We start from the raw sequence: 23,939 nt of genomic DNA, 5'->3' as shown, positions 1-23,939 counted from the left end.
TTTATGTTTTAAAATTTTATGTTGCAGTTCCAGTTATCGGCGAGTTTTTGCGCTTCTTTTTTGGTGATTTGAATTACAGCAGGATGTTTTGGTACCGAGAAATTTGTCGATTTCATTACGCCTTCATTGAAGTGTCCCAAGTTTGTGAAATTCACAAAGTCGGAGGTTTCACTAAACCCGAAATTGTGCGGGTTAATGCGGTAGATGTCGTAGATAAGCACCCATTTATTTTGACCAATGATTTTATAGACGTTTGGGGCTTCGCATCCCACTTTTTCGCCATCAACACGTTTCGTGTCCAGTTTGTAGCCGGTATTAATTGAGTTCGAAGTGGCCTGCTCTATATGTGAACCGCCGTTATGGGAAGCAATCATCATGTGGTATTTGTTGCCAACTTTGGTGATGTCGGCATCGATGTATTCTTTGTCTTCAGGATATTCGAAAATACTTTTGGGTAAGGTTTCCATTTTGGTGAAATCCTTGTTCATGTAGGCATAATAGACTTTGTTTTTTTGGTTACCAAAACGCATCGTAAAGTAAATCATGGTCTTTTGGGCTTTGTCGTCATAAATCAATTCGGGAGCCCAAGCACAGCCAATGTCCGCCAATTTAGGAAAAGCTTGATCCACACGAAGAACGGTGTGTAACCAATGAATCAGATCGGGAGATTTTAGAAGAACAATGCCTCGGTTGTTTCCCCATCCGAATTGTTTACCGTCACGTTCCCATTCGGTGTCACGATAACCGGCTTTTTGTCCATAAATGTGTAAATCGGTAAGAGCCAGATAGAAATATCCATCTGGGCTGCGATAAATATAAGGGTCGCGGATTCCTTTCTGTTCAGCTATCGTGTCACCGGCTATAATTGGTTTCGCATTGTTTACATCGGTAAAACTATAACCGTCTTTGCTCAATGCCATATACAAACCGTGTGTGTCATCTTTGAAATAAACCATTAGATAAGCACCCATTTCCTTTTCTTTTGGAAATTTTGGTTTTTGTGCCAAAGTTGTATTGCCGATAAAAAGCAGACTGCTAAGAGCAATTAAGATTTTGATTTTTTTCATTTGCGATACTTTTGATTTTTTCTCTTTAAAAGACAGATTACTTTTTTGAGAATGTAACGAAGAATAAAATAATAAATGTAAAAAACACATTTACAAATGTAATTAAATTTGTTTCAGAAAAACAAAAGAAAAAATATCATTTTGAACTTTTATCTTTTAAATTATTCCATCATTAATAAAATTGAACAGTTTTTCTAGTCTTGGCGGACTAAATGATATTTTAATGATAAGTGAATAGTTGTAATTCTCTTTTGAAAAAAAATGAAATTACAATTTTGTCCCTCTTTTTTTTCGAATTTATCCCTTCTGTTATTTTTGAAATCGACTTTACTTTGTATTTATAAAATTCAATAATACAGTGGTTTGTTGTCATTGATTTTATAAGTGTTAGTTAGTTTACAACTGTAGGTAATTAGTTTATAATTTTTGGGATCTGTTAAAATTATTTAGCAGGAATCGCAAATAAATGTTTAACATATTTATGCCCGAAGTGTACGCCTTGGGCATAAATTAACCAAGTTACAGTGAAGAAAATGTTTGGCTATTATTTGAGTTTTACCATACTCTCAATATTAGTCTATTAAAAATAAATTGGTTTAAGTTTAAAATTTGGTTTTGTGGTTAAGGAGACTTAATAAGATCATTTAAAAGATTAAATTTCAAATTAATTAGTTTAAGTTTTGGTTCGAAAAAGAAGGTTTTGGTTAGCCTTCTTTTTCTTTTTACAATGAATTCCTGATTATCAAAGCGCTTCTGTTTTCGATTTGTTCTTTTTTCCCGGTAAGGATCATTTGTGCTAATAATCTTCCCATCGCTGTAAAATCGGTAGAAATGGTTGTGATTCCATTAGAAACTACTTTTTTTAATGGGGTTTCATTATAGGAAATAATGCCAAAATCGGTTCCAAGTTTTAAGTTTTGCTGGCGGGCTTTTTCAATAACCTTAACCAAATCCCTATCATTTGGGATGATGTAAACACCACCAATGGTAATTTCATTATTCGTGAATTCATTGATAATTACATAGTCAATGTGGTGTTCATTGCAAAAGTTTTCAAAACCAACTTTCATTCCCAACGGTTCCCTGAAACCTGGGAAAATCATGATGAATTTTTTGTACTTGTCTAATCTCGTTTTTCCTTTGTCCAAACCTTCAAAAATGTCTTTTTTGTGATTTTGATAAATGGCGGGATACAATTTTAATTCCTCATTTGTTTGGTCCAGGATGATAACTTCATTAGCTGGTAGGGTTTCAATCATCGATGGAACTCCAACTAAATTGGTTGGCATAATAATGTATTTGGTGTAGTTTCCGTTGCTGTCATTTATCAATTTTTGAAACACCTGGATATTGAAATGGTGAAAGAAAATATCTACCTGTACATTCTTCCCGATGTTCTCCAAAAACGAATTGTAAAGGTCTTCCTTAAAGCTGTTTAGCTCATCAAAAAGTAAGAATATTTTTTGTTTTATGTTGGTTTCCAGACTCTTTACATAATATCCTTTTCCAGGAATGGCGTACACTATTCCTCTTTTTTTCAATTCATCATAGGCTAGTAAAACGGTATCGCGGGACAATGAAAAATCGAGGCAGATTTTATTTATCGAGGGTAGTTTTTCGTCCTTTTTCAATAAGCCTTCTTCTATCGCTTTTTCGATCGAAAAAATGATTTGTCTGTATTTTGGAACGCCTTTGTTTTTATGAACATTTACGATTTTCATGTCAGCAGTTTTTACAAATATACAAAAACTGGTAGGTACTGGTATGTAACATCAAATTATTATTTCTATTTTTGTTTTCGGCATTTGAGAAAATGACAATAAAGGAGTCAAAACAAAATAGATATCACATTTAAATTTTAAATTAATTCTGAAAATGAAATTATTTGGAACAACACCCGACGGAAAAGTTGTGAATTCGTATGAATTAACGAACAGCAAAGGAGCTAAACTGGAAGTAATCAATTATGGTGCAACGGTTTCGGCTCTAAAAATACCATTGAAAAATGGTGAAATGGTCGATGTTGTTTTAGGTTTCGATAATTTGGAAAGCTATATAAACTCATTTGATTTGCCAAGTGCTCCTTATCTAGGAACTACTGTTGGTCGTTATGCCGGTCGAATCAATGATGCAGTTTTTACTTTGAATGGAAAAGCTGTTCATTTGGAAAAGAATAATAACGGGAATTCTTTGCACGGCGGAATTGATAATTTCAGCAAAAAGGTTTGGGAAGTGAAAAAGGTAAATGAAGGGGCAAATCCATCTATTACTTTAACTTACCTAAGTCCTGCTAATGAAGCAAATTATCCGGGGGATTTGTCTGTGGAACTGACTTATATACTTTCTGAAGAAAATGAATTGATTATCAGATATTCTGCCAAGACGAACGAGGATACTATGGTGAATTTGACGCACCATAGTTATTTCAACCTTGATGGGCATTCTTCTAGTGTGGTGAATCAGGAATTGATAGTGAATACCCGACAAATGCTTGAGGTTGCTGATGACTGTATTCCAACTGGTAGGGTTTTGGAGGTGAACAATACCGATTTTGATTTTTTTACACCAAAAAAATGCCCAGCTTCGATAGACAATACTTTTGTTTTAAGAGGTAAAGACGAATTTGCCGCTTCACTTTTTAGTGAAAAGAATAATTTAAAAATGACAGTTTACACCGATCAGCCTGGAGTTCATATCTATGTTGGAGGAAACTGTTTCAATACAATAAAAGGAAAAGAAAATGCCGATTATCATACGTTAAGCGGTATTTGTTTTGAAACGCAAAACTTTCCTGATGCACCTAATCACGGACATTTTCCGAGTGCGCTTCTGAAAAAGGGAGAGGAATATGTACATAATACACTTTATAAATTTAAATCATTGTAAAAGGAATCCGAAATGAAAAAAGTATTATGGTCATCGGTGTTTTTTTTGGTTTTGATTTTTTCTTGTTGCACTACCAATAAGGCGATACCGGAACCTAATGAAAATTCATTTGCCAAAGGGGCAGATGTGGGTTGGTTGCCACAAATGGAAGCGACAGGATATCAATTTTATGATGCTGACGGAACCAAAAAAGATTGTTTGCAACTATTGAAAGACAGAGGAATGAATACCATCAGGCTTCGTGTTTGGGTAAATCCTTCGGATGATAAGGCAAGCGGGCATTGCAGCAAGGAAGAAACGGTAGCTATGGCTGTTCGCGCTCAAAAGATGGGAATGCGCATAATGATTGACTTTCATTATAGTGATTCTTGGGCCGATCCCGGTAAGCAAAATAAGCCTTTGGCTTGGAAAGATCATACTTTTGCAGAATTGCTTAACGATGTTTACGCTCATACAACTGATGTTTTGAAAGCATTGAAAGAGGCTGGAGTCACACCAGAATGGGTACAAGTGGGGAACGAAATTCCCGGAGGGATGTTATGGCCGGAAGGAAGTACCAACAACTTTGGTCAATTGGCACAGTTGCTAAATAAAGGATATGAAGCAACCAAGGCAATTGATTCAAAAATCAAAGTAATCGTTCATTTGGACGAAGGCAATAACAGTGGAAAATTCAGATGGTTTTTTGACAATGCAAAGGCAAATAACGTGAAGTATGATGTAATTGGAATGTCGTATTATCCCTATTGGATCAAAAGTGATTATAAAGCAACCATTGCAGATTTGGCGAATAATCTAAATGATATGGCAGCTCGCTACGATAAAGAAGTAATGATAGTTGAAGTTGGTGGAGTGGATACTGAGGAACAAAACACTTACGATATGTTGGTTGCCGTGATCAAAGCGGTAAAAGCAGTACCCAACAATAAAGGTCTGGGAGTACTCTATTGGGAACCGCAGGGAGCAAAATCCTGGAGTCACTATGAATTGAGTGCATGGAGAGCAGATGGGAAACCTTCGATGGCTTTGGACGCTTTTAAAAATTAATTAGAAAAAGAGAAACATTTTAAGAACAAATATTTTAATAATTTCAAAAGAATGAACGATACATTAATTAAAAAAACAACAGATTCTTTTCAGGAGAAATTCGGAAGTGCTCCTGAAAAAGTAGTGCTTTCTCCAGGGAGAATTAACATTATTGGCGAGCACATTGATTATAATGACGGTTATGTTTTGCCAGCTGCAATTGACAAGATTATCTGTTTTGCTTTCGCAAAAAACAATACAAATACATCCAGAATTATTGCTTTAGACCTTAATGATGAGTTTGAAATTGATGTTACGGCTGAGGTAAAATTAGACGATAATGCCTGGACAAACTACATTAGAGGAATCATTAATCAGTTAAAAATTAACGGGTTTAAGTTTGAAGGAGTTAACTGTGTTTTCAGTAGTAACATTCCTGTGGGTTCTGGTTTGTCATCTTCAGCAGCTTTAGAATGTGGTTTCTTATTTGGATTGAACGATTTATTCAATTTGAATATTAAGCCAATTGACATTGCTTTATTGGGACAAAAATCGGAACATTGGGTTGGAATCAAATGCGGAATTATGGATCAGTTCTCAAGCGTGATGGGACTTGAGGATAAAGTGATCAGAATTGATTGCAAAACACTTGAATACGAATATCATAATGCTGATTTTAATGATTATTCATTGATTTTGTTTGATTCGAATGTAAAACACTCATTAATGACATCGGCTTATAATGAAAGAAGACAGCAATGTGAAGAAGGAATCGCGATTGTAAAATCTAATTTCCCTGAGATAAAAAGTTTTAGAGATTGTACTGAACAAACAATAATTGATTTAAAAGATAAAATGAGTCATGACGTTTTCAGACGTTCTCTTTTTGTGGTAAAAGAAATCAATCGTGTTATTCAGGCCTGTGAAGCATTAGACAATGGAAACATTGAATTATTAGGAGAGTTAATGTTTGCAACCCACGAAGGATTGTCTAAAGATTATGAAGTAAGCTGTGAAGAGTTGGATTTATTAGTGGATTTGGCTAAAGCTGAAACGGCAGTTATTGGTTCAAGGTTGATGGGAGGCGGTTTTGGTGGCTGTACCATTAACTTAGTTAAAAAAGGACAAGAGCAACAAATAAAAGATAAGTTCTCAAAATTATACAAAGAGGCTTTTGATATTGAATTGAAAATTTATGATGTAAAAATCGGTAACGGAACATCATTATATAAATAAGAAGTAAGATGAGAAATTTTGATATTTACGAAGATCCACACAGACGATTTAATCCATTGATTAACGAATGGGTTTTGGTATCTCCACATAGAGCAAAAAGACCTTGGCAAGGCCAAAATGAAAAAATCCATACAGATGCGCTTCCGGAATACGATCCAACATGTTACTTGTGTCCGGGGAATGTTCGTGCCAATGGTGAAAACAATCCAAAGTATGAATCGAGTTTTGTTTTTGATAATGATTTTGCGGCCGTAAAACAAGAGCCAATTGCGTTTGAAGAGGAAACAAAACCAACTTTCTTTAAAGCAAAACCAGAGCGCGGTATCGCCAGAGTGGTTTGTTTCTCGCCAAGACACGATTTGACTTTGCCAGAGATGGATCTTCCTTCGATAGAGAATATTGTTAGAACATGGCAAAAAGAATACACTGATTTAGGAAATGTAGATTACATCAACCACGTACAGATTTTCGAAAACAAAGGCAGTGTAATGGGATGTAGTAACCCACATCCACACGGACAAATTTGGGCGCAATCTTCATTGCCTACTCAAGTTGAGAAAACACAAAACAGCCTGAAAGCTTATTTCGAAAAAAATGGAAGTAATCTATTGTTGGATTATTTGAAAGACGAATTAGAAGCTAAGGAGCGTATCGTAGTTGAGAATGATCATTTCGTTGCATTAGTTCCGTTTTGGGCAATTTGGCCTTTCGAAACGATGATTATCAGCACAAGACATATTACAAAAATTACTGAGTTTACTGATGAGGAAGTTTCTGCTTATGCCTCAATTTTAAAGACATTAACGACAAAATACGATAATCTTTTTGAGACTTCTTTCCCTTATTCTTCCGGGATTCACCAAGCACCAACTGATGGTGAATCGCATCCTGAATGGCAATTCCACATGCATTTTTACCCACCATTATTGCGTTCGGCTTCTGTAAAGAAATTTATGGTTGGTTACGAAATGATGGGCGAAGCACAAAGGGATATCACACCTGAGAAAAGTGCTGCAGTTTTAAAAGCATTACCTGAAGTACATTATAAAAACAAATAGTGATGAGTAAAATAGTAGTTACAGGAGGTTTGGGTTTTATAGGGTCCCATACCGTTGTTGAGTTGCAAAACCAAGGTTTTGAAGTAGTTGTGATAGACAATCTGTCTAATTCTTCGATTGAAGTTTTGGACGGGATTGAAAGAATTACCGGGAAGAAACCTATTTTTTCAGCTATTGATTTAAGAGAGAAGAAAGCTGTTCAGGATTTTTTTAAGGAGCATGACGATGTTGCGGGAGTAATTCATTTTGCAGCTTCAAAAGCTGTTGGCGAAAGCGTAAAGAATCCTTTATTGTATTATGAAAACAATTTGGGAGCTTTGGTTTATATTTTACAGGAATTAGAGAAAAAGGCAGCAGCTCATTTTATCTTTAGCTCTTCTTGTACAGTTTACGGTCAGGCCGAAGTAATGCCAATAGCTGAAACAACTCCTATTCAGCCAGCATTGTCTCCTTACGGAAACACAAAACAAATTGGAGAAGAAATTATTTCTGATGTGGTTAAAGTAAGCGGTATTAATGCCATTTTGCTTCGCTATTTCAATCCTATCGGTTCACACCCTTCTGCGGAGATTGGTGAATTGCCAATTGGTGTGCCTCAAAATTTGGTTCCGTTTATTACTCAAGCAGGAATGGGGTTGCGTGCTGAATTGTCGGTTTATGGAAATGATTACCCAACGGTTGATGGAACTTGTGTACGCGATTATATTCACGTAGTTGATTTGGCCAAAGCTCATGTTATTGCTTTGCAACGTTTGTTGGACAAAAAGAATGCTGAGCCTTTGGAAATCTTCAATCTTGGAACAGGTAAAGGAAGTTCTGTATTGGAAGTGATTGCCGCCTTTGAAAAAGTAAGCGGACAAAAATTACCATATAAGATTGTAGGAAGAAGAGAAGGAGATGTTACTGAGGCTTACGCCAATACCGATAAAGCCAATAACGTTTTGGGATGGAAAACTGTTTCAACATTGGAAGAAGCGATGGCTAGCGCCTGGAAATGGGAACAAAAGATTCGAACCAGTCCCGAATTTATGCCTAAAAGTGTTTAATTAGGCAAGAGAATCGTACTTTTTGTAGATTTTAACAACTAAATTAAAAATAAATGTAAAAAATACATTTATGAACATTGTAAATAAATATTTTTATTTTACATTTGGCTTCCATAATTCATAAAAAAAGAAGTGAATTAAAATAGAAATGACATTTTACAATTGATTGCATTATCGAATTTTAATTTTTTTTAGGAAATAACTGTGTTTTAATGTATAAAATAGTAGATTGCAAAGCTTAAAAACAAACAACCACATAATAATATTAATTTTAAAAAAGACTATTAACTCATGAGCCAGAACCTTGTTTTTGCGGATTACGCAGTATTTATTATTTATTTTGTCATCGTATCTACCTATGGATATATGATTTATCGCAAACGTGAAAAAAATGAGCACGATGCAAAAGCTTACTTTCTTGCCGAAGGAACACTTACTTGGTGGGCTATCGGAGCTTCTTTGATCGCTTCCAACATATCGGCCGAGCAATTTATCGGGATGAGTGGTGAAGGTTACTTTTTGGGAATCGCCGTTGCTGCTTACGAATGGATTGCTGCCATTGCTTTGATTATCATTGCGATTTGGTTTATTCCTGTTTATTTGAAAAACAAGATTTACACCATGCCTCAATTTTTGAAAACTAGATATAACGAATCGACAGCTTTGATTATGGCTGTTTTCTGGTTGTTTTTATATGTTTTCGTGAACTTGACTTCTATTTTATACTTAGGAGCTGTTGCTATTAATGGATTGGCAGGTGGAGAATACCTACACGCCATCATGATTGGTCTTGCGGTTTTTGCCTTATTGATTTCTTTAGGAGGTATGAAGGTGGTTGCTTATACTGACGTAATTCAGGTAGCGGTTTTGATTATTGGAGGATTAGTTACTTCTTACATTGCTTTGACAACTGTTGGTAACTATTTTGGTTTTGGTCACGATGCAATTGCTGGTTTTAATGTATTGATGGAAAAAGCACCAGAGCATTTTAAAATGATTATTCCTAAACCACATGACACGATGGTTACTGCGCAAACATCTCAGTTAGCCATTGACAAATATTTGACTTTCCCTGGAATGTTGTCTTATTTAGCAGGTATCTGGATTATCAACCTTAATTACTGGGGATGTAACCAATACATCACTCAAAGAGCTTTGGGAGCTGATTTGCAAACTGCACGTACAGGTATTTTATTTGCTGGATTCTTGAAATTATTGATGCCTCTTATCGTAATGCTGCCTGGTATTGCTGCTTTTGTTTTACATGAAACAGGTCACTTACCACAATTGGTTGGAGGAAAAGACGGAGCTTATTCTGCTATGTTAACATTCTTACCAACTGGTTTGAAAGGATTATCTGTTGCTGCTTTGACAGCTGCGATCGTGGCATCTTTGGCTGGTAAAGTAAACAGTATTTCTACTATCTATACTTTGGACGTACATAAAAAATACATTCAAAAAAGCGCTACTGATAGAGCTCAGGTAAACATCGGAAGATACGCTGTTGTTGCAGCTATGATTCTTGCTGTTTTATTTACTTGGAATGACTTGTTAGGAATTGGTGGTGTAGGTGGTTTCACTTACATTCAAAAATATACTGGATTTATTAGTCCAGGGGTATTCGCGATGTTCATTCTTGGTATGTTCTGGAAAAGAACAACAGGAGCTGCAGCTATTGTTGGTGTAATCACAGGTTTCTTATTATCTGTTTTATTCAATGAATTTGCTCCTGCATTATTCGGAAACGAAACTTTATTGTATACTGCTTACGCAAATGCTAAAGGAATCTATGAAATTCCGTTCCACATCTGTATGGGATTATCATTTGCGTTCACTATGCTTTTGATGATTGCGGTGAGTTTGGCTGGACCAAAAGTGAATCCAAAAGCTTTCGACTTGGATACTGAAATGTTCAAAGTAAAACCACAAACAATGGTGTTAATTGTATTGACATTATTAATCATCGTTGCTTTGTATGTGAAGTTCTGGTAAAAATAATTGTTAGTTATAAAAAAGTGCGAAACCGAATTTGTTTGGTTTCGCACTTTTTTTATAAAATTGATTTTGAGGTACTGGATTAATGAGATTGTTTGTTTTGAATATATTTACCTAAATCCACCATTGTTGTAACCCAAATATCTTTTTCTCTGTTCTTTAAGTAATCGAGTAATTTTTGGTGTTCCTCCCAATCTACATTTAATGCATGTTCTCCACCAACACCATGGAATAATAAAACAATAAATGATCCTGCTTTTTCGGCTTCTTCGATTTGGGCAATCATTTGTGCTGCGGTGCTTCCGACTTCCACAAAAGAATTCACATTAGATAAATCTACTTCTTTGGCTTGAAGAAATCCTTGTTGAACTCCTCTTGCTGCCACAAAATCATTTTTTAAAGAATTATAATAAATCGAATCGCCAATTTTCAGGTCACCGCAGGGATATGCAAAAGTACGTTCCGTTTTGCCGTCAATAGCCTTTAAAAGTTGGTTTGTTGTTCTTATTTCTTTTACTGCTCTTGCAGCTGTATAATTGGTAAGATCATTTTCTTTATCAACCCATTCGCGTCCCGTCAAACTGCCGTCGCAGGGATGATACAAAGTGTGATTTCCCAGCTCATGTCCTTTTTTGGAAGCTGCACGCCATTCCTCCATTCTGTCTATAACAGCTGGCCTTGAAGCAATAAGATAAAAAGTACCCTTAAGGTGATATGCATTGAGAGCAGGGATTACTTTGTTGAGATGAATGTTTAGGGCATCGTCATAAGTTAAAACGACAGCACATTTTTTGCCGTTCCAGTTTGCGGATTCTTTTTGGGCATAAGATAAATTATTGACTAATAGCAATAAGGGAAGAATGATGAGGTTTTTAAATTTCATAGAGAATTAATTGTTTTGAGGGGATTGGTTAGTATAGCACTGTTTTTAAGAAGGCTTTACTTTGTAAACATACCCACTATTTTTTATAAATCAAAGAGAAGGATTGGCTTTTGTATTGATAGTAAGTTATTTGCAGGTGCAGTTAAATTTGCATTCACGGAATAGGAAAGAATACAAAAAATCACGTGAAGCCAGTAAAGCTTTACGTGATGTGGTTAAACTTTGAATATACTAAATGATTACACTTTTTTTATCACATAAGTGACCATTCCCCAAATGATGAGCTGGTTTTCTTCGGTAACTTTTATGGGTTCGTAGTTGGGATTTTCGGGCATTAGAAATAAACAGTCTTTTTCGACCTGAATGCGTTTTACGGTAAACTCGCCATCGATACAGCAAATTGCAATCTTGTTGTTTTGCGGTTCCAAACTTCGATCCACGACCAATACATCTTTGTCGTTTATGCCGGCATCAATCATCGAGTTGCCTTTTACTTTGATATAAAAAGTAGCTAACGGATTTTCGCTTAACTCTTTATTCAAGTCAATACAGCTTTCCATAAAATCGGTAGCAGGCGAGGGAAAGCCAGCCGAAACCCCTTCGTTGATGTATGGAATTTGCATGCCGCTTTCAAAGTCGGGACGGAAAAATGTGAGTTTTTGTTCTTTTTTTACAGACATTGTATCTCAAGTATATCTTTGAAATTTGTGGTATATTTTGGCGAAAGATAATTTTGGTTCATATTCCAAGTTCGTTTTAGGTCTTGGCTGGCCAATTTTATTTTGGTATCGCCAATTTTATGGTTTAATTGATCCATTACTTTCATTAGAGCCTGATGTTTTGGGCTTTCTTCTTCAAATAATTGGAATTGTTTTCTGTTTTCATCAATCAATCCGGTAACAATGACTCCTGCTTTTTTGAATTTGATTCCTTCATTGCCTTTGTGCATTTTTTTCAGCATTTCTATGGCTGTGTTGGAAATGGTCAAAGTAGAATTACTCGGATAGGGCAGTGTCATTGCCACGTTAAAATAATATTTGGACGTTTTGACCGAATGTTTGTCAACTACCAGCATGACAATAATGGTGTGGCAGCAAGAGTGCTGTTTTCGTAATTTTTCGGCGCATACAGCGGCAAAAGTGGTTATTCGTTCCCGAAGCGAATCAAAATCGGCTATTTGTTTTGGGAAACTTCGGGTGATGGCAATGCTCTTTTTTTGTTCGGTAATAGGTTCTAGATCCAAAACCGATTTGCCTTCTAACTCATATTTCAGACGAAGACCGACAACTCCCATTTCTTTTTTGATCCAAGCCTCATGTTGCGGTTGGATAAAATCGAGTGCAGTATTGATTTTTCGAAGTTTCACCTTCTTGATGGTGCGGTAGCCAATCCCCCAAACATCTTCAATTTTGGTCCATTTTAGAGCTTTAATGCGTTTTTCTTCAGTATCAATAACATAAACACCTTTGGTTCTCTCATGGAATTTTTTGGCAATTTTATTGGCAACTTTGGATAATGCTTTGGTTTCGGCAATACCAATGCAAGTTGGAATACCAACCCATTTTTGGACACGGTTTTTCATCTGCAAACCATAGTCATGATAGTCAGGAATCTTTAAGCCGTCAAAATTCAGAAAAGCTTCGTCTATGCTGTAGATTTCCACGTTGGGCGTAAATTGTCCCAAAATTTTCATCACCCGATTGCTCAAATCGCCATAAAGCGGATAATTGGAAGAGAATAAAGTGATATTTTTTTCTTTGACCAATTCTTTGATTTGAAATGCCGGAATTCCCATTGGCACTCCGGCTGCTTTGGCTTCTTCACTTCTCGAAATCACACAGCCGTCATTGTTCGACAATATCGCAACAGGTTTTCCGTTGAATTTCGGCTGAAAAACACGTTCGCAGGAAGTATAAAAATTATTGCAGTCGACTAAAGCATACATGTTGTAAAATTACGCAATAGTAGAATATGCTTTTTGATATGGAAAGTTAATTTTTGGATTTAATAAATCTTGAAAAAGAATCATGCAAATGCTGAAATGGTAGTTATTTTTAAAAAAAATATTACATTTGAAATTTAACCTAACCATTTTTATATGAAAAAATTAGTATTCGCATTGTTATTAGTTTCAGGATTTGCATTTGCTCAGGATATGAAAGTTGTAAGTGGAAATTTTGATTTTTTGAAAGACCAAAAAGAAATTAATATTGAATTTGATTATAGTAATTTTACTATGATGAAGGAAAATAAATCAGAAGCTCAATATGTTGAAGAGCACAAAGCGGATTTAAATAGTAAAGTAAAAGGTAACGGAAACATTTGGCAAAAACAATGGATTTCTGCCAAAGATCAAATTTGGACACCAAAATTTTTAGAAATAGGAAATATTGTATTATCCAAAGCTGGCAAAGATGTGACTTTTCAGGAAGGTGCGAAGACTCCATATACTTTAATTGTCCGAACCGTATGGATTTATCCAGGCTGGGATGCAGGAATAATGAAGCAACCAGCAAAGGTTACTACAAATTTAAAATTTGTTGAATCAGCAAATAAATCGAATGTTTTATTGGAGATTACAAGTGAAGAAGCTCCGGGAGATCAGTGGGGAAATAACTTTAGTAATGAATCCCGAATTGGCGAGGGATACGCAAAAACAGCAAAATCATTATCTAAGCTTTTATTGAAAAAAGCTTATAACTAAAAACAACAAAGCCTTGATTTCTCAAGGCTTTGTTGTTTTTGTATGTTAAGTAAATCCTTTTTAATCAGTATCGTGTTTTTTGTGGACGAATTTTTATTTCTAATAATCGAGTTTGGTTCATGATTTTTGTAATGATAAAAAACTTATCTTAGCAATGTAATCGATTGCATTAATTAATTCAATATCAATATGAACATGAAGATTTGTTTTTATTTGTTTTGTTTTTTAACTCCATTTTTTTCGGTAAATGGTCAGCAACCAACGTCTCAAAAACCACGAATACTCATAAGTACTGATATTGGAGGGACAGATCCTGATGATAATCAATCGATGACCCATTTACTAATGTATAGTGACAAATTCGAAATAGAAGGACTAATCTCATCTCCATCTTATGGGAACGGCAGTAAACAAGAGATAATTAAGATGATTGATTTGTATGAAAAGGATCTTCCTAAATTGCAAAAGCATCAGTCTGGATTTGCATCTCCAAAGTATTTGCGTTCGATATCAAAACAAGGTTATCGTGGAAATGTATCTTTTATAGGTATAGGTTATTCAAATGCAACAGAAGGCTCCAACTGGATTGTAAAATGTGCTAAAAAGAAAAGTTCTCAGCCTTTGTGGATACTGTGTTGGGGTGGTTTGGAAGATTTAGCACAAGCTTTGCATGATGCACCTGAGATTCATAATAAAATTCGTGTGTATTGGATAGGGGGACCAAATAAAAAATGGAGTGCCAATAGTTACGCTTACATTGTTGCAAATTTTCCAAACTTATGGTTTATTGAAGATAATTCTTCTTACTACGGCTTGTTTTCGCATAGTGACGAACCTGATAGTGTAACTGCTTCAAATTATTATGATAAGTATATTCAGGATAAAAGTTTTTTGGGCAAGGATTTTAAAAATTATTACCAGGGAGAAGTCAAAATGGGAGACACTCCTTCATTGCTTTATATGATGGATGGTAATCCCGAAGACCCAACACGTGAGAGTTGGGGAGGCAGTTTCGAAAAGTTTGATTATAGTCCAAGAGTTGTGTTAGATCATGCAACATCTATTAAAGATACCGTTGCATTTTGTTCTATAGTAGAGTTTCGATTCAAAGGGCCAAAAATAAAAGCCGAGAAAGAATCAATTCAATTCTGGATGGAGGTTCCTTACGGTAAAACAGTTCAGAAATGGCCAGGGTATTACATAGAGGAAGGGATTTACGCCATAAGATACATTCCAAAAAAAGCCGAAGTTTTAAATTATAAATTTTCTTCTGACATTAAGGAAATTAATGGAAAAGAAGGAGCATTGGTCGTAGATAATTTATGGCCTGGAAAACAAAATAAGTCAGATTATAAACTGGGAGATGATTGGTTTACTGATAAGCAGGCTAAAGAGCTTTATTTTGGTAAGATACAAGGAGGGAAAACTGTTTTGAAGTGGAGAGATGAAATTTTAATGGATTGGGCAAAGCGGTGGAATTGGCTTAATGAGGAATGAAATTAGAAAAGAGAGGCTTTGAGAATATTTTAACAGTTTGGCGAGTATATTTTGCGAAATTAAATAGTGTCAATTTAAAAAGAATGATTATCTTGTGGTCAAATTAACCATAAGATATAGAATAGTTTTTCAACATCAATTTTAGTTATAAAAAGGAGTCTTAATTAGTTATTTCTACTCCAGACCCGGTAGTTTGATTATCTATCGGGTCTTTTTTTATTTAAACAAAAGGAAATTATTTAGAAAAGGATAGTGAAAATTTATAGAAAACCAAATTTCACTAAATAACGGAATTAGTCAAAAGGGCTTAAAACTCAAAGTTGAAGCCTTTTTGGGTTAGTTTTTCGTAAATTTCAGGGTCAAATTTGTACAATTGAGCGGCTCTATGCGAAACATCTTGTTGTTTTTCGTCCAATGGAACCAATAATTTCATATGCAGAATTTTTCTGCGGAAGTTGGATTTGTCCAATTCGATTCCCAATATTTCTTCGTAAAGGTGCATCAATTGCAATAATGTGAATTTTTCGGGCAAAAGGTTAAATCCAATAGGTGCTTGTCGTACGCGATTGCGTAATTGCATCAAACTAAAATCTAAAATTTCGTTGTGGTCAAAAATTAAATCAGGAATGTCGTTGATTTTGTACCATTTGGCTTCCCTTAAAGTAATGCTGGCCTTAATATTATAGTCCTCGCGGTTTACCAATGTATAATAGCCAATCGTTACAACTCTTCTTTCGCTTACACGGTTTGGATCTGTGAATGCTTTTAATTGCTCCAAATAAATGTTGTCCAAGCTGGTTAGCTCGTACAAAATCCGTTGGGCAGCATCATCCGAACTTTCGTCTTTTCTCAGCCAACCACCTAGAAGGCCCCATTGTCCAACACTTTCTCCAATGGCATGTTGTACCAATAGCACTTCGAGGCTTTCTTTGTTAAATCCAAATATGACGCAGTCAATTGTGATTCCTTCAATAGCTGTTTCTTTATTGTCTGTAGTCATATTGTCATTATTTTTTGGTTTGTTTTAGAAAAGAGGTATTCATTTGTTTTGGTTTAAAAAAGAATTTAGAATTCAAAGTTAAATCCTTTATCAGTGAGTTTATTGTAAATTTCAGGGTCAAATTTATATAATTGCGCTGCACGATGCGAAACATCTTGCTGTTTTTCGTCTAGTGGAACCAGTAATTTCATGTGTAGAATTTTTCTGCGGAAATTGGATTTGTCCATTTCCACTCCTAAAATTTCTTCATACAAGTGCATCAGTTGCAAGAGGGTGAACTTTTCTGGCAATAAATTGAAACCTATTGGTGCCTGACGTACTCTATTACGTAGATTTTTTATACTATAGGCCAAAATTTCATTATGGTCGTAAATTAAATTGGGTATTTCGTTAATCTTATACCATTTGGCATCCGAGGCCGTAAAACCTGCTTTAATATTATAATCTTCTCTTTTTACCAATGCATAATAACCAATGGTGATGACCCTTCTAAGCGGAAATCGGTCGGGTTCTCCAAAAGCTTTTAATTGTTCAAGGTAAATATTGTCCATGCCGGTCAGATCTGCCAATAACCGATGTGCAGCGTTATCTGTACTCTCTTTCTTTTTTATCCAACCACCCGGAAGTCCCCATTTTCCTTTACTGATACCTTCGGCATGTTGTACCAATAGTACTTCAAGTATACCATTGTCAAAACCAAATATTACACAGTCTATTGTAATGGCATTCATGGCAGATTGCTCTGTAATTTGAATTAAATCCCGATCTAAAATTTTTCCGCCCATGGCCTTATAATGTTTACTGCTTAATTTTCTTTATTTAAATCACCAATTATTTGAACCAAAATATATTTTGTAAAGTAATTATTATCAAACCAATTTTTGAGGCTTCAAACGAATAATTATTTTTTGGTTTATTCCCCCTTTTAGATTAATTACTTGAAAAATAAGGGTTTCAAAGCGATATAATGTTTTTAAAAATCAATCAACCCCTTTGTTTTTAATATATAATATCTGTAAAAATAGATTCCTTTTTTTATCAATCACAAATATTTTGACACAATTTTTTGTTAATATAAAAAATATGCCATATACTTGTAGTCAAATTAACCATAACGTTATGGTTTGTTTGACCAAAAGTACAAAAGAACATTAACAAAACAAGCACATTAGTAATAATATGTGTTTTATAGAAGTCATTTTGGAAAGGATATTTATAAAAACGTCAGTTTTTGATTTCAATAATGAAATTATGGTCTTTTCTTTTAAATAGAGATTTCAGGATTTGTTGAAAATGTTTCAGATAAAGATTTTATCAGTACGAATATATTTTTAGAAATATAAATAATAATTACGCCAAAAGCGTAGCGGATTATTTGACGGGAATGAAAAGTTGAATTAAAAAGAGCTGCATGCTCTAAGAAAGATTTTGACACCATTGTACGTGCAAATGGAGAGCCTTAACAAATAAAAAAACCAATGAATTATTTGAACCAATTTTAACCAAGCTTTTAGAACCTAAACAATGAACACTAACTTAAAATTAACCAATTCTTAAATTATTATGAAAAGAAAATATTGTACATCGACAATGCTTCCCTTTTGTATGGCACTCCTGTTCAGTGTATTTATGCTACAATCAGGTTTTGCACAACAGAAAACACTTTCTGTAACCGGGAAAGTGACCTCCGCTGGAGACGGCATAGGTATTCCTGGTGCAAACATTACCGTAGAAGGAGGTGGTGCAAGTGCATCGACGGATTTTGATGGTGCTTATAAAATTACCGTAAAACCGGATGATGTTTTGAAATTCACAGTTTTGGGCTTTAGGACCCAAAAAGTTTCTGTAAACAATCAATCGACGATAAATGTTACTTTGCAAGCGGAAGCGTCAGACCTTAAAGAGGTTGTCGTTATCGGGTACGGAACTCAGAAAAAGAAAGTTTCTACAGCTGCTACTTCGGTAGTATCTGCTAAAGATATTCAGGCAGTTGCCGTTGGTGACGTAGTGAATGCCTTGCAAGGACAAAGCTCAGGGGTTAATGTTACTTCGACTTCCGGGCAACCTGGAGCTGGAATGGTAATCAACATTCGTGGGGTAGGAACCGCAGGAAACAATTCACCTTTATATGTTGTGGATGGAGTAGTTATTGATAATGGTATTGGCTATTTGGACCCTTCTTCTATTGAAAGGGTTGATATCCTGAAAGATGCTTCTGCAGCATCTATTTATGGAGCTAGAGCTGCAAACGGTGTTGTATTGGTAACTACTAAAAAAGGAAAAGAAGGTAAAATGAATGTGGCATTGAGCACTTATACAGGTTTTCAACATGTTGCTAAAAAATTAGACTTGTTAAATTCTTATGAGTACGCTACAATCATAAACGAATCAAGAGTAAACTCGGGCTTAACACCTTTGTACACTCAGGCACAAATTGCTGCTTTTCCAGATCACGATTGGCAAGATGATTTGTTTAACGAGGGAGCGGTAAAACAAAACCACTCTTTGATGATTACTGGTGGTGATCAAAAATCAACTATCGCTACAGGATTATCTTATTATGGTCAAGACGGACTTATTGGTAGTCAAAATAACCAATCGAAATACGGCCGTACTACTTTTACTGTGAATTCAACTTCGGAACTAATTAAAGATCATTTGAAAGTTGGGGAAAATTTCTCTTATTCAAATATCAAAAGCAATGGTGTTTCTGATCAAGGGATTTACAGTAACAGTATTAGAGGATTTTTGAATGCACCTCCAATCGATCAAGCGTATGATGCCAATGGAGATTTTGCACATTCTATTGTTGCAGCTGATATCAGCAACCCGCTAGGATCAATGTATTACAATAACTTCAATGAGAATAAAATTGACCGTTTTGTAGGTAACTTTTTTGCGGAAGCGAAATTCTTGAAAAACTTTACGTTCAGAACAAGTTATGGGGTAGATGTTACTGATAGTGCTTACCGTTCGTATACTCCGGTTTATAATCTTTCTTCTACTAACAACAATACTATATCAAGTGTAACTCAAAGCGCAAATAAAGGATTGGGTTGGTTGTTTGAGAACACTTTACAATACAAAGCTTCATTAAACGATGTTCACCACTTTGATGTTTTGGTTGGTACTTCAGCCAAAGAAAGTGTGTATGAGTACCAAAGTGCTACCGGAAAAGATTTGAATTTTGATGATTTTGGACATGCTTACTTAAGCAACGCAACAGATAAAACTTCGAATACGGTATCTGGAGGACGCAGTGATTACAATATGCAATCTTATTTCGGACGTTTATTGTATGATTATGACAACAAATATTTGTTCTCAGCCACAGTACGTAGAGATGGTTCTTCAAATTTTGGGCCTAATAATAAATATGCAGTTTTCCCATCATTTTCTGCAGGTTGGAATGTGGACAAAGAAAGTTTCTTTCCAGAAAGCAGTGTGTTGACCAATCTTAAAGTTAGAGGAAGCTGGGGACAAAATGGAAATGACCAAATCAAATCATTTGCATATATGTCAACAATAAGTTCTTATGATAAAACATATCACTTTGGTACAACAGATGAAACGTTGCAAGTGGGATCTAGCCCAGATGCGATTGCGAATCCTGATTTGAAATGGGAAACGTCAGAGCAATTGGATTTAGGTTTTGATCTTACTTTGTTTACTTCATTGACTTTCACTTTTGACTATTATGATAAAAAGACCAAAGATTGGTTAGTACAGGCTTCTATTCCGGATATTGCCGGAGCTTCAGCACCTTATATCAATGGTGGGGATATTAGTAACAAAGGTTATGAATTTGCTGTAGGTTACCACACAAACTTTGGAAAAGATTGGACTTTTGCAGTAAATGGTAATGTTTCTTTCAATAAAAATAAAGTTACAAGAATTGCAAATGCTGAAGGAATTATCCATGGAGAGACTAACTTGTTGTTCCAAGGTATAGATGAAATTAACAGAGTTGAAGTAGGAAAACCAATTGGATATTTCTACGGATTGAAAACAGATGGAATCTTCCAAAATGCAACCGAAGTTGCAGCTGGTGTTCAACCAAATGCAGTGCCTGGAGATGTTCGTTTTGTTGACTTAAATGGTGACGGGAAAATTGATGCCAATGACAAAACTCAAATTGGTGATCCAAATCCGGATGTTAATTATGGTTTAAGCTTCGATCTTACTTATAAAGCATTTGATTTATCTGTTTATACTTATGGTGTTTCAGGAAGCCAAAACGTTTTCGGGGTTCATGATTATACTCGTGCTTATAATAATTACACTACTACTATTTTGGACAGATGGACTACTGCGGGTTCTTCAAATTCAATTCCAAGAGTAACTTATGGTACAGATGCTAACGGGAATTACACTAAATTCTCTGATTTGTATATTCAAAATGCTGATTTCTTCAGAATTAAATCGGTTACATTGGGTTGTGATTTAACGAAATTAACAGACAATCTTAAATTCTTCAGCAAATTCAGATTTTATGTAGCGGCAAATAACTTGTTTACGTTTACTAATTATCAAGGAATGGACCCTGAAATTGGATTTGGAAATGCAAACCAATCTTGGGCAAAAGGGATCGATGTTGGATTTTATCCACAGCCAAGAACATACATGTTAGGTCTTAATGTTAATTTTTAAAAATGATACTGATGAAAAAATATATTAGAATAGTTGCAATTTCAAGTCTTCTTGTATTAGGGGCATGTTCCAGTGACTTTTTGGAAAATGAACCTTATACCGAAAAAGTAACCGAGAATTTTTATAAAACGCCAAGTGATGCCTATGAAGGACTTGTAGCGATTTATGATATGTTACAACGTGATGAGTACGGTTGTCCATTATTGATTAGCGAGCAAGCCTCAGACGATTGTTTTGGAGGATATGGGAATTCTGATGCGCAAAATGATTTAGAATGGGACCGCTTTATGTATGTAGCAGACAAAGATATGAACAGAAATGCCTGGAAAACACCTTATCAGGGAATTTACAGAGCAAATGTTTTGTTGGCCAATTTAGATAAAGTGGATTGGGGAACTGATCCGTCACTTAAAACAAAATACGAAGCTGAAGCCCGTTTCTTGAGAGCACATTTCCATTTTCAGTTGGCTAAAATGTTTGGGGATATTGTGGCGCTTGACAAACCAATTACTCCAAGTGAAATTTATTCTCCAAGAGTAGCTCCAGAAGTGACTTATGCTTTAATTGCCAATGATTTAAAGTTTGCTGCAGATAATTTAGGAAAGGATAACTATTCTACACCAGGAAACCCAAATTATGGTCGAATTACAAAATGGGCTGCTGAAGCATACATTGCCAGAACCTTTTTATTCTATACGGATTATTATAAAAAAGCTGATTTGGCTGGGGTAGTTACTAAACCACAAGCTATAACTTATATTAATGATGCCGTTAATAATAGTGGACATGCTCTCGTGCCTAATTTTGCTAACTTATGGCTTGCAGCTTCCCTTGAAAACTTTGCTGGCGAAGGGAATACTGAAATTGTTTGGGCTGTTCGTTACAATGGATCAGGTAAAGGAGATTGGGGACTTCATGAAGGGAACCGTTTTCAAGTGCTTATTGCACCACGTGGAGGTAGCATAGGACGTTATGCAACAGGATGGGGTGGTGCTACTGTAAACCCTAAGTTGTATGCTGCGTATGGTTTGGGTGATACTCGTAGAGATGCTACTATTATCAACTTTGCAGGCGAAGGTTTGAATTTTGATCCTCAAGCAAGAGATCAACGTCAATACACAGGGTATGCCTGGAAAAAATATTGTCCAATTACTGATGCAGCCGGAAAAGCTATTGTAGAAATCAACGGAGGAAATTTCCAAATTGATAACTACCAAGATTTCGCCATATTCCGTTTTTCGGATTTATTGTTGATGGCTGCGGAGCTTAATTTGGGAACTAATAACGGATTCGCACAAACTTGTCTTGACAAAGTGCGTGACCGTGCTTATCAAAATGCAAATAACCGTGTGGCTGTTTCCAAAACTGCTATTATGGATGAACGTCGTTTAGAATTCGCTCTGGAAGGGCAACGTTATTTTGACTTGATTAGACAAGGTATGTCTGTGGCGAAAGCGGCTATTGATAACAGTGGTGCCGGAACTCAGTTTAATGTTACGTTTAGACCTGAAACATTGGGTTGGTTCCCATTGCCTCAGTCTCAAATAGTACTTTCTAACGGAACAATGTCACAAAACCCAGGTTGGTAATTTTAACTAATAAAAAAAGAAAACTATGAAACGTATACTATATATACTTATAGCCGCAATAACTCTAGGTTCACTTTTTTCTTGTGAACCGTCAGAAGACCGTAATAGCCTTCCTGAAATGACACTTAAGTCAGAGGACTTAAATTTTACCGCTGTTGTGAACGGAAATAATTTAGTGGTAAAAAATATGACGCCAGACGTGATTCCTTATTGGAGTTATACTGATTCCAAAGGTAATGAACTAGGGCATTCAAACTTGAATGAAACTACTATTGCCATGCCTTTTGCCGGAACTTATACTGTGAATTTTACAGCTTTTGCCAGAGGGGGTTCTGTAACGTCTTCAAAAACAGTAACTGTTCTTAAAAATGATAGTACATTATTTAGCGATCCTAGATGGCAAATGCTTACTAATGGAGAACTAGGAAAAACTTGGAAAATTAATATGGTGACTGAAAGTCCATTTGCTTTTGTTGGTCCAGGTTATATCAACACCACCTTAGAAGGTGATTGGGCTTGGTTCCCAGGAAGTATCAATGATGTTTCTTGGTCTGGAATAGAAAATAAAGATTGGGGTGAAGTTACGTTTGATCTAAAAGGAGGATACAACGTAAAAATTGTTCAAACTTCATTGGATACAGGAAGTACAGCACAAACAACTTCAGTTGGAACATATTCATTTCAACTTACATCACAAGCTAAAAACGATAGAATTATTATGAACGGCGGATTGCAAATGCTTCATACCAATGCCTATTACAAAGAAACTATGTCTGGATTTACTTTTTCAGATGTGAGATTAATAGAGCTTAAAACCAATTCGTTGCGTTATGCATTGATTCGTAATGATGGAGTTCAAGTGGTTATGAACTTAGTCCCAAAAACATCAAACTAAAAAATGTTTGGTTGATTAATAGAATTGAATTAGTACAGTTTTTTTTGTTTTGAATAGGTAGTTATCAAGAGTGGAATCATACTACTGCTCTTGATAACAAACCTAAAATAGTAGGGATCTATTAGAATTCAAAGGAAATGAGAACTGAAAAGAAATAATTTGTAACTGTTACCACTTTGTAATTTGTGAAAAGTGATTAGTCGGAAGTGATATAAAATTTGATTTGTAAGCCTAAATAAGTGAGGTTTTAGTCTTGTAGCTTTTGTTTTGGGTTAATCATTAACGGCTTTTCACCGATCACATTATGGGATAGTTATAATTATAAATGTGTCGATAAGAGTGTAGAATTTAGGCAATATCCTTATTGACACATTTATAATTTTAAAATCTTTAATACTTTAAGAAAA

At 35.3% G+C, this 23,939-nt stretch carries 18 protein-coding genes; 11 read left to right on the top strand and 7 right to left on the bottom strand.

Features of this window, described 5'->3' with window-relative positions:
- Nucleotides 1-8: 8 nt before the first annotated feature.
- Together OZP12_RS00840 and OZP12_RS00835 are read right to left on the bottom strand one after the other, a co-directional pair.
- Entirely contained in the window at nt 9-1,067 is a 1,059-nt protein-coding gene (locus tag OZP12_RS00840) for a glycoside hydrolase family 43 protein (RefSeq protein WP_281227151.1), read from the bottom strand.
- A 722-nt stretch (nt 1,068-1,789) separates the two neighbouring features.
- Nucleotides 1,790-2,788, bottom strand: a complete 999-nt coding sequence (locus OZP12_RS00835) for a GntR family transcriptional regulator (protein WP_281227150.1) — start codon at nt 2,786-2,788, stop codon at nt 1,790-1,792.
- A 154-nt stretch (nt 2,789-2,942) separates the two neighbouring features.
- On the opposite strand from OZP12_RS00835, the gene OZP12_RS00830 reads away from it, so the two are divergent.
- The 6 genes from OZP12_RS00830 (at nt 2,943) to OZP12_RS00805 (ending at nt 10,311) form a co-directional block, all read left to right on the top strand.
- On the top strand, nt 2,943-3,953 hold the full coding sequence (locus OZP12_RS00830) for an aldose epimerase family protein (protein WP_281227149.1): 1,011 nt from the start codon (nt 2,943-2,945) through the stop codon (nt 3,951-3,953).
- 12 nt (nt 3,954-3,965) lie between these two features.
- Nucleotides 3,966-5,000 carry a glycoside hydrolase family 53 protein gene (locus OZP12_RS00825; protein ID WP_281227148.1) on the top strand — a complete coding sequence of 345 codons (1,035 nt, stop codon included), beginning with the start codon at nt 3,966-3,968 and terminating at the stop codon, nt 4,998-5,000.
- A gap of 51 nt (nt 5,001-5,051) precedes the next feature.
- On the top strand, nt 5,052-6,215 hold the full coding sequence (galK, locus tag OZP12_RS00820) for a galactokinase (protein WP_281227147.1): 1,164 nt from the start codon (nt 5,052-5,054) through the stop codon (nt 6,213-6,215).
- Nucleotides 6,216-6,223: 8 nt separating this feature from the next.
- Nucleotides 6,224-7,273 (top strand): UDP-glucose--hexose-1-phosphate uridylyltransferase, encoded by a 1,050-nt coding sequence (locus OZP12_RS00815; protein WP_281227146.1) that lies wholly within the window; start codon nt 6,224-6,226, stop codon nt 7,271-7,273.
- Between the two features lie 2 nt (nt 7,274-7,275).
- Nucleotides 7,276-8,319 (top strand): UDP-glucose 4-epimerase GalE, encoded by a 1,044-nt coding sequence (galE, locus tag OZP12_RS00810; protein ID WP_281227145.1) that lies wholly within the window; start codon nt 7,276-7,278, stop codon nt 8,317-8,319.
- Between the two features lie 291 nt (nt 8,320-8,610).
- Complete coding sequence (locus OZP12_RS00805) at nt 8,611-10,311, top strand: sodium/sugar symporter (protein ID WP_281227144.1); 1,701 nt, start codon at nt 8,611-8,613, stop codon at nt 10,309-10,311.
- Between the two features lie 85 nt (nt 10,312-10,396).
- Here OZP12_RS00805 and OZP12_RS00800 read toward each other — a convergent pair whose 3' ends face one another.
- From OZP12_RS00800 to OZP12_RS00790, 3 genes are all read right to left on the bottom strand, one after another.
- Nucleotides 10,397-11,197 carry a polysaccharide deacetylase family protein gene (locus OZP12_RS00800; RefSeq protein WP_281227142.1) on the bottom strand — a complete coding sequence of 267 codons (801 nt, stop codon included), beginning with the start codon at nt 11,195-11,197 and terminating at the stop codon, nt 10,397-10,399.
- Between the two features lie 239 nt (nt 11,198-11,436).
- Nucleotides 11,437-11,877, bottom strand: coding sequence for a LexA family protein (locus OZP12_RS00795; protein ID WP_281227141.1), 441 nt, complete (start codon nt 11,875-11,877; stop codon nt 11,437-11,439).
- Complete coding sequence (locus OZP12_RS00790) at nt 11,868-13,142, bottom strand: Y-family DNA polymerase (RefSeq protein ID WP_281227139.1); 1,275 nt, start codon at nt 13,140-13,142, stop codon at nt 11,868-11,870. Before OZP12_RS00790 ends, OZP12_RS00795 begins: the two co-directional genes overlap by 10 nt.
- A gap of 153 nt (nt 13,143-13,295) precedes the next feature.
- Here OZP12_RS00790 and OZP12_RS00785 point away from each other — a divergent pair, with 153 nt between their 5' ends.
- Nucleotides 13,296-13,901, top strand: a complete 606-nt coding sequence (locus OZP12_RS00785) for a hypothetical protein (RefSeq protein ID WP_281227138.1) — start codon at nt 13,296-13,298, stop codon at nt 13,899-13,901.
- A 189-nt stretch (nt 13,902-14,090) separates the two neighbouring features.
- The gene (locus OZP12_RS00780) at nt 14,091-15,398 is read left to right on the top strand and encodes a nucleoside hydrolase-like domain-containing protein (RefSeq protein WP_281227137.1); all 1,308 of its coding nucleotides are present in this window, start codon (nt 14,091-14,093) and stop codon (nt 15,396-15,398) included.
- A gap of 307 nt (nt 15,399-15,705) precedes the next feature.
- Here the strand turns inward: OZP12_RS00780 and OZP12_RS00775 are convergent, their stop codons facing one another.
- Both OZP12_RS00775 and OZP12_RS00770 read right to left on the bottom strand, forming a co-directional pair.
- On the bottom strand, nt 15,706-16,398 hold the full coding sequence (locus OZP12_RS00775) for an NUDIX hydrolase (protein ID WP_281227136.1): 693 nt from the start codon (nt 16,396-16,398) through the stop codon (nt 15,706-15,708).
- A 65-nt stretch (nt 16,399-16,463) separates the two neighbouring features.
- On the bottom strand, nt 16,464-17,183 hold the full coding sequence (locus OZP12_RS00770; RefSeq protein ID WP_281227134.1) for an NUDIX hydrolase: 720 nt from the start codon (nt 17,181-17,183) through the stop codon (nt 16,464-16,466).
- Nucleotides 17,184-17,961: 778 nt separating this feature from the next.
- On the opposite strand from OZP12_RS00770, the gene OZP12_RS00765 reads away from it, so the two are divergent.
- From OZP12_RS00765 to OZP12_RS00755, 3 genes are read left to right on the top strand one after another with little or no spacing between them, the layout of a single operon-like run.
- Complete coding sequence (locus tag OZP12_RS00765; protein ID WP_281227133.1) at nt 17,962-21,048, top strand: SusC/RagA family TonB-linked outer membrane protein; 3,087 nt, start codon at nt 17,962-17,964, stop codon at nt 21,046-21,048.
- A gap of 11 nt (nt 21,049-21,059) precedes the next feature.
- Complete coding sequence (locus OZP12_RS00760; protein WP_281227132.1) at nt 21,060-22,637, top strand: RagB/SusD family nutrient uptake outer membrane protein; 1,578 nt, start codon at nt 21,060-21,062, stop codon at nt 22,635-22,637.
- 25 nt (nt 22,638-22,662) lie between these two features.
- Nucleotides 22,663-23,532 carry a hypothetical protein gene (locus tag OZP12_RS00755; protein ID WP_281227131.1) on the top strand — a complete coding sequence of 290 codons (870 nt, stop codon included), beginning with the start codon at nt 22,663-22,665 and terminating at the stop codon, nt 23,530-23,532.
- The last annotated feature ends 407 nt before the right edge of the window (nt 23,533-23,939 follow it).

Source organism: Flavobacterium aquiphilum (genome assembly GCF_027111335.1).
Classification (GTDB): Bacteria; Bacteroidota; Bacteroidia; order Flavobacteriales; family Flavobacteriaceae; genus Flavobacterium; species Flavobacterium aquiphilum.
Note: the sequence above shows the minus strand (reverse complement) of the source record. Positions and strands in the feature narration are given on the sequence as shown.

What these genes read in the sequence shown, in the direction of transcription:
- OZP12_RS00790 (WP_281227139.1), bottom strand. Translation starts at nt 13,142, where the DNA reads ATGTATGCTTTAGTCGACTGCAATAATTTTTATACTTCCTGCGAACGT.
- OZP12_RS00760 (WP_281227132.1), top strand. Translation starts at nt 21,060, where the DNA reads ATGAAAAAATATATTAGAATAGTTGCAATTTCAAGTCTTCTTGTATTA.
- OZP12_RS00765 (WP_281227133.1), top strand. Translation starts at nt 17,962, where the DNA reads ATGAAAAGAAAATATTGTACATCGACAATGCTTCCCTTTTGTATGGCA.
- OZP12_RS00770 (WP_281227134.1), bottom strand. Translation starts at nt 17,183, where the DNA reads ATGGGCGGAAAAATTTTAGATCGGGATTTAATTCAAATTACAGAGCAA.
- OZP12_RS00815 (WP_281227146.1), top strand. Translation starts at nt 6,224, where the DNA reads ATGAGAAATTTTGATATTTACGAAGATCCACACAGACGATTTAATCCA.
- OZP12_RS00800 (WP_281227142.1), bottom strand. Translation starts at nt 11,197, where the DNA reads ATGAAATTTAAAAACCTCATCATTCTTCCCTTATTGCTATTAGTCAAT.
- OZP12_RS00795 (WP_281227141.1), bottom strand. Translation starts at nt 11,877, where the DNA reads ATGTCTGTAAAAAAAGAACAAAAACTCACATTTTTCCGTCCCGACTTT.
- OZP12_RS00835 (WP_281227150.1), bottom strand. Translation starts at nt 2,788, where the DNA reads ATGAAAATCGTAAATGTTCATAAAAACAAAGGCGTTCCAAAATACAGA.
- OZP12_RS00825 (WP_281227148.1), top strand. Translation starts at nt 3,966, where the DNA reads ATGAAAAAAGTATTATGGTCATCGGTGTTTTTTTTGGTTTTGATTTTT.
- OZP12_RS00755 (WP_281227131.1), top strand. Translation starts at nt 22,663, where the DNA reads ATGAAACGTATACTATATATACTTATAGCCGCAATAACTCTAGGTTCA.
- OZP12_RS00775 (WP_281227136.1), bottom strand. Translation starts at nt 16,398, where the DNA reads ATGACTACAGACAATAAAGAAACAGCTATTGAAGGAATCACAATTGAC.
- galK (WP_281227147.1), top strand. Translation starts at nt 5,052, where the DNA reads ATGAACGATACATTAATTAAAAAAACAACAGATTCTTTTCAGGAGAAA.
- OZP12_RS00805 (WP_281227144.1), top strand. Translation starts at nt 8,611, where the DNA reads ATGAGCCAGAACCTTGTTTTTGCGGATTACGCAGTATTTATTATTTAT.
- OZP12_RS00840 (WP_281227151.1), bottom strand. Translation starts at nt 1,067, where the DNA reads ATGAAAAAAATCAAAATCTTAATTGCTCTTAGCAGTCTGCTTTTTATC.
- OZP12_RS00830 (WP_281227149.1), top strand. Translation starts at nt 2,943, where the DNA reads ATGAAATTATTTGGAACAACACCCGACGGAAAAGTTGTGAATTCGTAT.
- OZP12_RS00780 (WP_281227137.1), top strand. Translation starts at nt 14,091, where the DNA reads ATGAACATGAAGATTTGTTTTTATTTGTTTTGTTTTTTAACTCCATTT.
- galE (WP_281227145.1), top strand. Translation starts at nt 7,276, where the DNA reads ATGAGTAAAATAGTAGTTACAGGAGGTTTGGGTTTTATAGGGTCCCAT.
- OZP12_RS00785 (WP_281227138.1), top strand. Translation starts at nt 13,296, where the DNA reads ATGAAAAAATTAGTATTCGCATTGTTATTAGTTTCAGGATTTGCATTT.